Source organism: Actinacidiphila sp. bgisy160, from assembly GCF_965342435.1.
GTDB lineage: Bacteria > Actinomycetota > Actinomycetes > Streptomycetales > Streptomycetaceae > Actinacidiphila.
Window position 1 is genome coordinate 470,352 of sequence record NZ_CBDRCM010000001.1, and the last position, 12,793, is coordinate 483,144.

A 12,793-nucleotide genomic window follows, 5' to 3' on the forward strand; every position below is an offset into this window, starting at 1 on the left:
GGGAGGATGGGGTTATCCGTACGAAGGGAACTCCAAGGTGAGCATCGACCCGTCCTCGATTCCGAATTTCGGGGGCCAGCCGGACCCCCAGCCCGGCCCTGCCGGGAACGTGGTCATTCCTGACCAGGATCTGGTCAAGCAACTGCTGGAGCAGATGGAGCTCAAGTACGTCGTCGACGAGGAGGGCGACCTCGCCGCGCCGTGGGAGGAGTTCCGCACCTACTTCATGTTCCGGGGTGAGGAGGACCAGCAGATCTTCGCGGTCCGCACTTTCTACGACCGGCCGTACAGCATTGAGGACAAGCCTCAGCTGCACGAGGCGATCGACGACTGGAACCGTCGCACCCTGTGGCCGAAGGTCTACACCCACACTCACGACGACGGCACGGTCCGTCTGATCGGTGAGGCCCAGATGCTGATCGGTCTCGGCGTCGGCCTGGAGCACTTCGTCTCCAGTACCGTCAGCTGGGTCCGGGCCTCCATCGAGTTCGAGAAGTGGGTCCTCGAGGCCCTCGGGCTGGAGAAGGACGCGGAGTCCACGGACGACGACGGCGAGGACTGAGCCCGGCCGCACGGCCTGCACGGACCCTACGAAGGCATCCCGTACAGCCCGTCCGCCACGCGACCGCCGATGAGCGGGCGTGCGCGGGCGGGCTGCCGTGCTCCGCTCCCCGCGTTCCTGGTCGGGGCAGCAGCCAGGGGCTGCGGAGACGGCGGCCTCGGCGCGCTCCGGGAGCGCGGTGCGGACGCGCGGCGGCTCGGAGCAACCAGGCCGTGTGGCCGGTACGTTCGCTGGTACGTATGTGGCTGTCAGGCGGCCAGCGTCTTGAGTCGGGAGGCCGCCTCCTCCAGTACGCCTGTGCGCTTGCAGAACGCGAAGCGGACAAAGGGCGCGCCCGCCTCGCGGTGGTCGTAGAAGACCGCGTTGGGGATGGCCACCACCCCGCACCGCTCGGGCAGGGCGCGGCAGAAGGCGAAGCCGTCGGTCTCGCCGAGCGGGCGGATGTCGGTGGTGATGAAGTAGGTGCCGGCCGGGCGGAAGACCTTGAAACCCGCCTCCTCCAGGCCGCCCGCGAGCAGTTCGCGCTTGGTCCGCATGTCGGCGCGGAAGCCGTCGTAGTAGCTGTCGGGCAGGCGCAGTGCCTCCGCGACCGCGTACTGGAAGGGGCCCGCGGAGACGTACGTCAGGTACTGCTTGGCCGAGCGGACGGCGCTGGTCAGCTCCGGGGAGGCGGTCACCCAGCCGACCTTCCATCCGGTGAAGGAGAAGGTCTTGCCGGCCGAGGAGATGGAAACGGTGCGCTCGCGCATGCCGGGCAGAGCGGCGATAGGGCGGTGGACGCCTTCGTAGACGAGGTGCTCGTACACCTCGTCGGTGACGACGAGCAGGTCGTGTTCGACGGCGATCGCGGCGACGGCGCTCTGCTCTTCGGTGGTGAGGACCATCCCGGTCGGGTTGTGCGGAGTGTTGAGGAGAAGGATGCGGGTCCGCGGGGTGATCTTGGCCCGCAGTTCGTCCAGATCCGGGCGGAAGGACGGGGCACGCAGGGTGAGCGGTACGCGCTTCGCGCCGGCCATCGCGATGCAGGCGGCGTAGGAGTCGTAGAAGGGCTCGAACGCGATGACCTCGTCGCCCGGCTCCAGAAGCGCCAGCATGGCGGCGGCGATGGCCTCGGTCGCGCCCGCGGTGACCAGGACCTCGGTGTCCGGGTCGAAGCTCAGGTCGTAGAAGCGGCGTTGGTGGTCGCAGATCGCGGAGCGCAGTTCGGGGATACCGGGGCCTGGTGGGTACTGGTTGCCGCGCCCGTCGCGCAGGGCGCGGACAGCGGCCTCGCGGATCTCCTCGGGACCGTCGGTGTCGGGAAAGCCCTGGCCCAGGTTGATCGCGCCCGTCGAGGTCGCCAGCGCGGACATCTCCGCGAAGATCGTCGTCCCGAGTCCGTCCAGCCTTCGGTTCAGCAGTGGCCTGGCGTTCACGTCTCCACCGTCCTCACTGGGGGTCCCCATGGGTTCTGCGGGGATCATCCTGACGCATGGCCGGTCGCCGCCTCGCGCGGTTGCGGTATCGCGGGGAGTCGAGGCGGCCTCGTGGCCACGTGCACGGGTGGCCCCTGAACTGCGCTTCTGTTCAGGTCAGGGGCCGTTTCCCGCTCACCGGCGCGGTCACCCACCCGGGATCGGTGCGCATCGAGGCGCATCCTTCTCGGAGGGCTGCGGGCAGTGCCCGCGGTCTCTGTCTCGGGGTCGCGCTTCCGTTCGCCCTGGCCGACGGCGCCGTACTCGCCGGCGTCCTCCTCGGGACCGGGCTCGCCGGGGCCATGGCAGCCCTGGCCCTGGCCGTGTCCACTATCCGCCGCGCCGCCCGCCAGGGCTCGGAGGACCGAAAGCGGCGTGCCGAGCGGTGGTGCCTGCCCACCGCCGTCGGACGTCGGCTCATGCTCCCCCTCCTCGGCGTCGGCGACGGGGGACACCTCGGAGCCTGAGCAATCGGTGGGAGGACCCCGGTCCCGGGCGGCCCTTGAACCGCCCTTCTGTCCCGGGCAGGGGACGTTACCCCGTGAGAACCCTCTGGACTTCCTCAACTTTGCTTTCGGCCGCGGTGGGCGGGGCATCACCGTCGCACAACGGAAAGCACGGAAAGCGGGGGTGGGAACGATGAGCGGGTTGGTCGTATTGCTCGTCTTCGGCGCGATAGTGGGGCTCGTCGTCCTGACGGCGAGGAAGGGTGGCCGACGGAACCGCCGGCGGCACTCGTACAGCTCCGCCGGGGGCGCCGGGGCGAGCTGGTGGGCCGGGGACGCGGGCTCCAGCGGCGGGGGAGGCGGCCACCACGGGGGAGGCAGCCACCACGGGGGAAGCGACGGGGGGAGCCACCACTCCTGCGGCGGCGGGAGCTCCTGCGGCGGGGGCAGTTCCTGCGGCGGCGGGAGCTCCTGCGGCGGGGGGAGCTCCTGCGGCGGTGGCGGTGGGGGCTGCGGCGGCGGAAGCTGACGATACGAAATTGCTTATTGCCCATGCCGAATCGCATATGCGCCCGGTGGGTCAGTCACCCGTCGGGCGCATTTGTAGTGAACACCTGAACCCGTCCGGGCCCCTGGGGATGCAAAGGGGGTGGAGATGGGTAAAAACGCTGAAGGCGACGCGCCATTCATGATTGCGTATTCACCGACGCCTCATGGGCACGAGCCGACGGACGTCATCCCCCACCGGCGCGGGCCGGCGCGTCCTCTCCCCCCATGCCCGTGACCTTCCCTCGCTTGCTCGCGATGTGCCTGCGGAGCCGACTTCATGCTCACCACGCTTCAGACCGCCTACACCGACACCCGAGCCGGCGACCTGGCCTGGTGTCTGGGGAAGGACGAACTGCCGGCGCTCGCCGTACTCGACCGCGAGCTCCCGGGAGCCGGCGCCGGCGTGCCCGCGGCGCCCCGCGTGCGGGTCCGGTTGCGGCTGCTCGGCGCCTCCCACCAGGTGATCCTGGACTCGCCGCGGGGCCGCTGCTCGGAGACCGTGGCATGCATGCCGGGCAGCAGCGCGCCGCTGCCGTTCGGTGTGGCGCGGCGCATCGCCGGCTGGGACTACGAGTTCGCGGCGCGGATCGAGACGCTCTCCCGGGGGAGCTTCGCCGGACGGGCGCAGGAGCTGCTCGCCCTGGTGGCCGATCACCCCAATGGCCTGGCGGGGACGTTCCCGGGCGATCCGCACGCCTTCACCGCGATGCTCGTGCAGTACCGCGGCGGCAGCGTCCTGTGGCGCACCTGGCACGCGTACCCCCAGGAAGGACGCCTGGTGGCGACCCGTTCGACGCTCAGCGCACAGTCGTGAGCGCGGTGGTACACCCGTGGCCGGCACGGCGTCAACGCGCCGCCAAGTGCCACGAATTGCACCCCTGCGGGTGACGTGGACCGCCATATACCTGACATAGCGTGCAGGCATGATCGACCAGTCCACCTCCCGTACGGCCCGGGCAGCCCCGCGCGTCTGCCGGCTGCGGCTCCCCGTCCCGGTGGCCGCGGCCAGGGCGCTGGTCCTGGCCGCGGTCTTCGTCTGCGCCGCCTGCGGCCTGGTGTACGAGCTCGAACTGGTCGCCCTCGCCTCGTACCTGGTCGGCGACTCCGTGACCCAGGCGTCGGTCGTGGTGTCCGTGATGGTCTTCGCCATGGGCGTCGGCTCGCTGCTGGCCAAGCGGCTCAGCTGCGCGCCGGCCATCGGTTTCGCCGCCGTCGAGATCGCGCTGGCGCTGGTCGGCGGGCTCTCGGTGATGGCGCTGTACGCCAGCTTCGCCTGGTTCGGCCAGTCCCGGCCCGCGATGGCGGTCTTCGCCTTCGCCATCGGTGTGCTGATCGGCGCCGAGATCCCGCTGCTGATGACGCTGATCCAGCGGATCCGCCGACAGGACGCGGGCGGAGCCGTCGCCGACCTCTTCGCCGCGGACTACGTGGGCGCGCTGGTCGGTGGGCTGGCCTTCCCCTTCCTCCTGCTGCCCCGTTACGGCCAGCTGACCGGGGCGCTCGTCACGGGCGCGGTCAATGCCGTGGCGGGCGGCGCCATCGTGCTCTGGCTCTTCCGCAGTGACGTCACTCCACGGGCCCGTGTCCGGCTGCTCGCCGCCAACGTGGTGGTTCTCGCGGTGCTCGCGGGCGCGGCCTGGGCCGCCGGGCCCTTCGAACGGGCCGCCCGGCAGGCCGTGTACGGCGGCGACGTACGGCTCGCCGAGCAGACCGCCGTCCAGGAGGTCGTGCTCACCGCGGCGCCGCTGCAGCTCTTCCTCGACGGCCGGCTGCGGGTGCGCGGCCGGGACGAGTACCGCTACCACGAGGCGCTGGTGCACCCCGCCATGGCGGGCCGGCATCGCCGGGTGCTGATCCTCGGCGGCGGCGACGGGCTCGCACTGCGCGAGGTGCTGCGCTACCCGGAGGTCGGCTCGGTGACGCTCGTCGACCCCGACGCCCGGCTGGTCGCCCTGGCACGGGACGACCCCGCGCTGGCCCGGCTCAACCGGCACGCCTATCGCGACCCCCGGGTCCGGGTGACCGCCTCGGACGTCTTCGACTGGCTGCGGCAGGAGCGGTCGCAAGGGGCGCCCGGCGGGTACGACGTCGTGCTCGCCGACCTCCCCGACCCGGGGGTCTCGCGCAGCGCGAAGCTGTATTCGCAGGAGTTCTACGTGCTGGCCGGGCGCGCGCTCGCCCCGGGCGGGCGGCTCGCGGTGCACGCGGGGGCGCCCGGCGCCGCCCGGCGCGGCTTCTGGACGGTCGACGCGACGGTACGGGCGGCCGGGCTGCGCACCGCCGACTACTGGATCGGCACCGGCCGCGGCGGCGAGGACTGGGGGTTCGTCCTCGCCGCCCGGCGGCGGGTCCCGGGCCTGCGCCTGGCGGTGGACGTGCCTCGGCTGCGGTCGCTGTCCCCCGGCGTGCTCGCTTCGGCGGCCCGGCGCGCGGCGCGGGCCCCGCTGCGGGGCCTGCCGCCGTCGACGCTGATGCATCCGCGTTCCGGGTGAGGGCGCACCGGCGGCGAATCGGCACCGAAGGGCCGTCCGGCGGATTAGGCTCGCGGCATGGAGCCGCATGAGGTGTTCGTTCCGTTTCCGGCCGAAACCATTCGCCGGTCCCTCGCCGACCTTGAGCGCGTGGCGCGCTGCGTGCCCGGCCTCCAGCGGGACGCCGGCGCCGAGGAGGGGCTCGCCGGCCGGCTGAGGCTCCGGATCGGCGGCTCGACCATCACCTACCGGGGCACGCTGCGGCTGGTCCCGCGCGGCGGCGGGCTGACCGTCGAGGGCGAGGCGGTGGAGGCACGCGGCGCGGGCACCGTCAAACTGGCGCTGGAACTCGGCGTGGACGCCGTCTCGGGCGGAGCGCTGCTGACCTTCACCGGCACCGTGCAGGCCGACGGACGGCTCGGCGAGTACGAGGAGGCGACGGTCACCTCCACGGGCCACCGCCTGCTGGACCGTTTCGTCGCCACGCTCACCTCCGACCTGGAGGAGAACGCGCCCGCCGGAGCGCCCGAGCCGTCCGCGCAGGACGCCGACGTCGAGGACCTCGCCGACGACCTGCCCGCCCAGCTCGACGAGTTCGCCGGGCACGACGCCCAGGAGCCGCGGGAACTCCCCGGGCCGGAGGACGCGGAGGACGCGGACGACGCGGCGGCCGGCGGTGCGGTGCCCTCCGGGGAGGCGGCGGCCGCCGTCCCCGGGGACCCGGCCGGGATCGACCTGCCCGCCGAGGCCGCGCACGCCCGCCGCACCCTGATCGGCCGCAGCGCCGAGGAGGTCGACCACGCCCCGCCGCGCGGCCGCTACGCCCCGGTGCCCGCGCCGCAGAGCGGCGCCGCGACCGCGTCGCTGCGCCGGTACGCGCCGGCCGCGGCCGCGCTGCTGCTGTCGGCGGTGGTCGCCGGGCGGGTGCTGCGGCGGCGCAGGCGCTCGTTCCCGTAGGGTCTCATCCGTGGCCACGGATGAGACCCCCGACGGGCGAGACGACGAGCACGCTGTCCGACTCGAAGCCGGACCGGCGCGGCTGACGATCCTTCCGGATCTTGGCTGCCGTGTCGGCTCGCTGACCGTCGGCGGCGTCGAACTGCTGCGACAGGGCCCCAACTTCGGGTCCTTCCCGATGGTCCCGTGGTGCGGACGCACCCGGGACGGGCAGTTCCGCAACGGCGGGGTGCTGCACCAGATGCCGCGGGACGCGGGCCCGCACGCCATCCACGGCACCGGCCGGCACGTCGCCTGGCAGGCGGCCCCGGGCGCCACCGTCGGCAGTGCCTGCTTCTACTACGACCTGGCCGAGCCCTGGCCGTACAAGGGCCGGGTCAGCCAGCGCTTCGAGCTGTCCGAGGACCGCCTCGACCTCACGATGAGCGTGGAGACCACGGACGACTCCTTCCCGGCGCAGGCCGGCTGGCACCCCTGGTTCCTGCGCAACCTCGGCCGGGGCGGGCAGGACGCGCTGATCGACTTCACCCCCGGCTGGATGGAGGAGCGCGGCGACGACCACCTGCCCACCGGCCGCCGGGTGGAGCCGGGGTCCCGCCCCTGGGACGACTGCTTCGGCATGCCGGACGGCGTGGACGTGACCCTGACCTGGCCGGGCGAGCTGCGGCTGCGGATCACCAGCCCCGCGCAGTGGGTGGTCGTCTACGACGAACAGCCCCCCGCCATCTGCGTGGAGCCGCAGTCGGGTCCCCCCAACGGGCTGAACACCGCACCGCGTCTGGTCACCCCCATCGACCCGCTGGAGATGCGCGCGACCTGGGCCTGGGAGCCCCTGGGCTAGGCTCATGGCCATGAGCGACGCGCGTGATGCCCTTCTGCAGCAGATCAAGGACAAGGCCGTGGTGCACGGCAAGGTGACCCTCTCCTCGGGTCTCGAGGCCGACTACTACATCGACCTGCGCCGGATCACGCTGGACGCCGAAGCCGCCCCGCTGGTGGGCCAGGTGATGCTCGACGTCACCGCCGACCTGGACTACGACGCCGTCGGTGGGCTCACCCTGGGCGCCGACCCGGTCGCCACCTCGATGCTGCACGCCGCCGCGGCCCGCGGCCGCAGGCTGGACGCCTTCGTGGTGCGCAAGGCGCAGAAGGCGCACGGTATGCAGCGCCGCATCGAGGGGCCGGACATCAAGGGCCGGCGGGTGCTGGTCGTCGAGGACACCTCGACCACGGGCGGCTCGCCGCTGACCGCGGTGGAGGCCGCGCGCGAGGCCGGCGCCGAGGTCGTGGCCGTCGCCGTGATCGTCGAGCGGGGCGCCGCTCCGGCCATCGCGGAGGCGGGGCTTCCATACGTCCGCGCGTTCGGTCTGGACGATCTCGGGCTGGGCTGATTGTTCCTCTGACCTGCGCTTTCCCCCAGGGGTGAAGGGTTTCACGTGAAACCCTTCACCCCTGGGGTATGTCCGTGGTGCGCAGTGTGTGGAGCTTGCGCGCGAGTCTGCCAAGATGGGGGCGACGATGACGTCGATCCCAGGTCAGGGTCACTCACCGAACAACCCGCACATCACAAGGAGCGGACAGATGCCCATCGCAACCCCCGAGATCTACAACGAGATGCTCGACCGGGCGAAGGCCGGCAAGTTCGCCTACCCGGCCATCAACGTGACCTCGACCCAGACCCTGCACGCCGCGCTGCGCGGCTTCGCGGAGGCGGAGAGCGACGGCATCGTCCAGATCTCGACGGGCGGCGCCGAGTTCCTCGGTGGCCAGTACAAGAAGGACATGGTCACCGGTTCGGTGGCGCTGGCCGAGTTCGCGCACGTCGTCGCCGAGAAGTACCCCGTCAACATCGCGCTGCACACCGACCACTGCCCGAAGGACAAGCTGGACGGCTACGTGCGCCCGCTGCTGGCGATCTCCCAGGAGCGCGTTGCGGCCGGCCGCAACCCGCTCTTCCAGTCGCACATGTGGGACGGCTCCGCCGAGACCCTCGACCACAACCTGGCCATCGCCCAGGAGCTGCTGGCCGAGGCCGCCAAGGCGAAGATCATCCTCGAGGTCGAGATCACCCCCACCGGCGGCGAGGAGGACGGCGTCACCCACGAGATCAACGACAAGCTGTACACCACGGTCGAGGACGCCATCCGCACCGCCGAGGCGCTCGGTCTGGGCGAGAAGGGCCGCTACCTGCTCGCCGCCTCCTTCGGCAACGTCCACGGCGTCTACAAGCCGGGCAACGTGGTGCTCCGTCCCGAGCTGCTGAAGGAGCTCGCGGAGGGCGTCGCCGCCAAGTTCGGCAAGCAGGACCCGTTCAACTTCGTCTTCCACGGCGGCTCCGGCTCCACCAAGGAGGAGATCGCCACCGCGCTGCAGAACGGCGTGGTCAAGATGAACATCGACACCGACACGCAGTACGCCTTCACCCGCCCGGTCGTGGACCACGTGTTCCGCAACTACGACGGAGTGCTGAAGGTCGACGGCGAGGTCGGCGACAAGAAGACCTACGACCCGCGCAGCTGGGGCAAGCTGGCCGAGGCCGGCATGGCCGCCCGCGTCCTCGAGGCCTGCCAGGACCTGCGCTCCGCCGGCACCAAGCTCAAGTAACCGCCCCGCGCGGCGGTAACGCACCGGGCCCGGCCCTTCCACGTGGAGGGGCCGGGCCCCGGCCATACTGGAACCCATGGCCATTCACGAGAACCTGCTCGGGGGACCGCCCCCGACGAACCTGCCCGACGACCCCGAGCCGCGCGAGCTGCTCGCCTCGGGAGCGGCCCCCTCCGAGGTCGCCGCCAAGTACCCGGCGTCCTCCCTGGCCTGGGCGCAGCTCGCGGACGACGCCTTCGAGGCCGGCCGGGTCGTCGAGTCGTACGCCTACGCCCGCACCGGCTACCACCGCGGCCTGGACGCGCTGCGCCGGGGCGGCTGGAAGGGCCACGGCCCGGTGCCCTGGGAACACGAACCCAATCGCGGCTTCCTGCGGGCGCTGCACGCCCTGGCGCGGGCCGCCCAGGCGATCGGCGAGCAGGAGGAGTACGAGCGCTGCAGCACCTTCCTGCGGGACTCCTCCCAGACCGCCGCCGAGACCCTCGGCTGAGCCGCCGTCCCGCAGCCGGCCACGGCATCCACCCCCGACCTGCCCGGCGCGCGCACCGGGCAGGTCTTGCCGTACGGTGCCCTGACCACGCATGATGCCCGTTGGGCCCGGCGCCGGTAGAGCGCGGGCCCGAGGGGACCGGGGCCCCGGCGCGACATCGCGCGGGGCAGACCGCTACCCGGTAGCTCGTATCCACGGAGACACCGATGTCCCACCGCCCCGACGTTTCCCAGGACGCCCCCGAGGCTCCCAACCTGGACTTCGAAGGGACCACCCCGTACGAGGACTACGTCCAGGCCGACGTCCTCACCCATCTGCAGCACCCCCGCTCCGACGATCCCGGCGAGATGGTCTTCCTGGTGACCACCCAGGTCATGGAGCTGTGGTTCACCGTCATCGTGCACGAATGGGAGACCGCCTCCCGTGCGCTCGCGGCCGACGACCTGCCCACGGCGCTGGCCGCGCTCAAGCGCAGCACCTACGAACTGCAGTCGCTCAACTCCTCCTGGGAGCCGATCGCCCACCTCACCCCGGCGCAGTTCAACGCGTACCGCGCCGCCCTCGGCGAGGGCTCGGGCTTCCAGTCGGCGATGTACCGGCGCATGGAGTTCCTGCTCGGCGAGAAGTCCGCGTCGATGCTGGTCCCGCACCGCGGCGCGCCGCGCGTGCACGACGAACTGCAGAAGGCGCTGCACGAGCCCAGCCTCTACGACGAGGTGCTGCGGCTGCTGGCCCGCCGAGGCCACGACATCCCGCAGCGCGACGACCTGTCGCGGCGCTACGAGGCCGACCCGGCGGTCGAGCGGGCCTGGCAGGCCGTCTACTCCGGTGACCAGGAGAGCGAACTCGTCCGGCTGGGCGAGGCGCTGACCGAGGTGGCCGAGCTGGTGTGGCGCTGGCGCAACGACCACCTGGTGGCGACCCGCCGCGCGATGGGCGCCAAGACCGGCACCGGAGGCTCCGCGGGGGTCTCCTGGCTGGAGAAGCGCGCGAGCAAGAACGTGTTCCCCGAGCTCTGGACGGCCCGCAGCCATGTCTGACGCGATGAAGCTCACCGAGTCGCCCGCGGCGAAGGCCGCACGTCTCGACACCACCGACGAGCTGGCCAAGGTCAGGGACCGCTTCGTCCTGGACGACGCCGAGCACACCGTCTACCTGGACGGCAACTCGCTGGGCGCGCTGCCCGCGGGCGTGCCGGACCGCATGGCCGACGTCATCACCCGCGAATGGGGGCGGCTGCGCATCCGGTCCTGGACCGAGAGCGGCTGGTGGACGGCGCCGGAGCGGATCGGCGACCGCATCGGCGCGCTGATCGGCGCCGCCCCCGGCCAGGTCGTGGCCGGCGACTCCACCAGCGTCAACGTCTTCAAGGCCGTCGTCGGCGCCGTCCGGATGGCCCAGCAGACCGACCCCGCCCGCGACGAGGTGCTGGTCGACGCCGCCACCTTCCCCACCGACGGGTACATCGCGGAGTCCGCCGCCCGGATGACCGGGTGCGCGATCCGCGCGGTCGAGGCGGCGGACATCGCCGCCGCGGCGGGCCCGCGCACCGCCGTCGCGCTGGTCAACCACGTGGACTACCGCACCGGCCGGCTGCACGACCTGCCGGGCACCACCGCGGCCGTGCACGCGGCCGGGGCCCTGGTCGTCTGGGACCTCTGCCACACCGCCGGGGCCCTGCCGGTCGGGCTGGACGAGCACGGCGTGGACCTGGCCGTCGGCTGCACGTACAAGTACCTCAACGGCGGCCCGGGCGCGCCCGCGTACCTGTACGTCCGCCGTGACCTGCAGCCGCGCTTCGACTCCCCGCTGCCCGGCTGGAACTCCCACCGCGACCCGTTCGCGATGGAGGCCGCCTACCGGCCCGCGGACGGCAGCGTCCGCGGCCGGGTCGGCACCCCGGAGATCCTGTCGCTGCTGGCACTGGACACGGCCCTCGACGTCTGGGACGGCGTGTCCCTGGACGCCGTCCGGGCCAAGAGCCTCGCCCTCACCGACTTCTTCCTGGAGTGCGTCGCGGCGTACGTGCCGGCCGGCGCCGTACGGTCGGTCACCCCGGCCGCGCACGCCGAACGGGGCAGCCAGGTCGCGCTGCGCTGTTCCGACGCGGGCGCGGTGATGGGGGAGTTGATCGCCAGGGGCGTCGTCGGCGACTTCCGCGAGCCGGATATCCTCCGCTTCGGATTCACCCCGCTGTACACGCGCTTCGCGGACGCGGAGCGGGCGGCGCGGGTGCTGGCCCAGGTCCTGGAAGGAACGCGGTAACGCATGTCCGACCCCACCTCGTCGAGCGACACCATTCCGGCAGGCGCCGACGGCCATGCCGACGCGGTGGGGCCGCGGCCGGCTCCGCGGGACCCCGCGGAGCGGGCCGCGGCCGAGGAGGCGTCCGCGTTCTCGCACGCCCCTGTCCCGCCGGACGCCACCGCCGCCTACGGCGGGCACTCCGACCAGGTCGTGGACTTCTACCTTCCCCGGCCCGGGGCGGACGGCACCCGGCCGGGACCGCTGGTCGTGCTGCTGCACGGCGGTGCCTGGCGGGCGCCGTACGACAGGACGCACGTCTCGCCGCTCGCGGACCTGCTGGCCCGGCACGGCTTCGCGGTGGCCTCGGTGGAGTACCGCCGGGGCAACGGCGGTACGGTCGCCGGCCGCTGGCCGGACACCTTCGACGACGTCGCGGCGGCCACCGACGCCGTCGCGGCGCTGGCCGTGGAGGCACTCGGCGAGGACACGGTGGACGTCCGGCGGATCGTGCTCACCGGTCACTCGGCCGGCGGCCATCTCGCGCTGTGGGCGGCCGCCCGGCACGTGCTGCCCGCCGGGTCGCGCTGGCACCGCCCCGGGGCGCCCGCGCTGCGCGGCGTGGTGGCGCTCGCGCCCATCGCCGACTTCGAGGCGGCCGTCGAGCGCGACGTGTGCTCCGGAGCGGTCGCCCAGCTGCTCGGCGGGGCGGAACTGCTCGCCGAGCGCCGGGCGGAGACCGACCCGGCCGTGCTGCTGCCCACCGGCATCCCCGTGACCGTCGTGCACGGTGACTGCGACGAGGTCGTCCCGCCGCAGGTCGCGGAGGCCTTCGCGGCGGCCTCGGCGAAGGCGGGGGAGGAGGTCCAGCTGACCCTGCTCGAGGGCGTGGGCCACTTCCCGCTGATCGACCCGGCGGCGGACGCGGCGGCCGTGGTCGCCGAGGAGATCGCCCAACTCGCCTGGTGAGGGCCGCTGGTGTCCGGGGTCCTACTTGAGGAGGACACCGGTACATC

Annotated in this window: 12 protein-coding genes; 11 read left to right on the forward strand and 1 reads right to left on the reverse strand. The window is 72.8% G+C overall.

The window, feature by feature from the left end; genetic code table 11:
* The first annotated feature begins 37 nt into the window (after nucleotides 1-37).
* Complete coding sequence (locus ACRWNP_RS02265; protein WP_431959140.1) at nucleotides 38-562, forward strand: YbjN domain-containing protein; 525 nt, start codon at nucleotides 38-40, stop codon at nucleotides 560-562.
* A 248-nt stretch (nucleotides 563-810) separates the two neighbouring features.
* On the opposite strand, the gene ACRWNP_RS02270 is transcribed toward ACRWNP_RS02265, so the two are convergent.
* Complete coding sequence (locus ACRWNP_RS02270; protein ID WP_431959141.1) at nucleotides 811-1,977, reverse strand: pyridoxal phosphate-dependent aminotransferase; 1,167 nt, start codon at nucleotides 1,975-1,977, stop codon at nucleotides 811-813.
* A 1,311-nt stretch (nucleotides 1,978-3,288) separates the two neighbouring features.
* Here ACRWNP_RS02270 and ACRWNP_RS02275 point away from each other — a divergent pair.
* The 10 genes from ACRWNP_RS02275 (at nucleotide 3,289) to ACRWNP_RS02320 (ending at nucleotide 12,746) form a co-directional block, all read left to right on the forward strand.
* Nucleotides 3,289-3,825, forward strand: coding sequence for a DUF2617 family protein (locus ACRWNP_RS02275; RefSeq protein WP_431959142.1), 537 nt, complete (start codon nucleotides 3,289-3,291; stop codon nucleotides 3,823-3,825).
* Nucleotides 3,826-3,934: 109 nt separating this feature from the next.
* Nucleotides 3,935-5,503, forward strand: coding sequence for a polyamine aminopropyltransferase (locus ACRWNP_RS02280; RefSeq protein ID WP_431959143.1), 1,569 nt, complete (start codon nucleotides 3,935-3,937; stop codon nucleotides 5,501-5,503).
* Nucleotides 5,504-5,560: 57 nt separating this feature from the next.
* Complete coding sequence (locus tag ACRWNP_RS02285; RefSeq protein ID WP_431959144.1) at nucleotides 5,561-6,439, forward strand: SRPBCC domain-containing protein; 879 nt, start codon at nucleotides 5,561-5,563, stop codon at nucleotides 6,437-6,439.
* Nucleotides 6,440-6,449: 10 nt separating this feature from the next.
* Nucleotides 6,450-7,280, forward strand: a complete 831-nt coding sequence (locus ACRWNP_RS02290; protein WP_431959145.1) for an aldose 1-epimerase — start codon at nucleotides 6,450-6,452, stop codon at nucleotides 7,278-7,280.
* Between the two features lie 4 nt (nucleotides 7,281-7,284).
* Nucleotides 7,285-7,830: an orotate phosphoribosyltransferase gene (gene pyrE / locus ACRWNP_RS02295; RefSeq protein ID WP_431959146.1), complete on the forward strand. Its 546-nt coding sequence runs from the start codon at nucleotides 7,285-7,287 to the stop codon at nucleotides 7,828-7,830.
* A gap of 190 nt (nucleotides 7,831-8,020) precedes the next feature.
* A complete protein-coding gene (gene fbaA / locus ACRWNP_RS02300) occupies nucleotides 8,021-9,043 on the forward strand; it encodes a class II fructose-bisphosphate aldolase (protein ID WP_431959147.1) in 1,023 nt (340 codons plus the stop codon).
* 76 nt (nucleotides 9,044-9,119) lie between these two features.
* The gene (locus ACRWNP_RS02305; protein ID WP_431959148.1) at nucleotides 9,120-9,533 is read left to right on the forward strand and encodes a DUF3151 domain-containing protein; all 414 of its coding nucleotides are present in this window, start codon (nucleotides 9,120-9,122) and stop codon (nucleotides 9,531-9,533) included.
* Between the two features lie 206 nt (nucleotides 9,534-9,739).
* A complete protein-coding gene (locus ACRWNP_RS02310) occupies nucleotides 9,740-10,573 on the forward strand; it encodes a tryptophan 2,3-dioxygenase family protein (protein WP_431959149.1) in 834 nt (277 codons plus the stop codon).
* A complete protein-coding gene (kynU, locus tag ACRWNP_RS02315) occupies nucleotides 10,566-11,798 on the forward strand; it encodes a kynureninase (protein ID WP_431959150.1) in 1,233 nt (410 codons plus the stop codon). Before ACRWNP_RS02310 ends, kynU begins: the two co-directional genes overlap by 8 nt.
* A gap of 3 nt (nucleotides 11,799-11,801) precedes the next feature.
* Nucleotides 11,802-12,746 carry an alpha/beta hydrolase family protein gene (locus ACRWNP_RS02320; protein WP_431959151.1) on the forward strand — a complete coding sequence of 315 codons (945 nt, stop codon included), beginning with the start codon at nucleotides 11,802-11,804 and terminating at the stop codon, nucleotides 12,744-12,746.
* Nucleotides 12,747-12,793 lie beyond the last annotated feature (47 nt).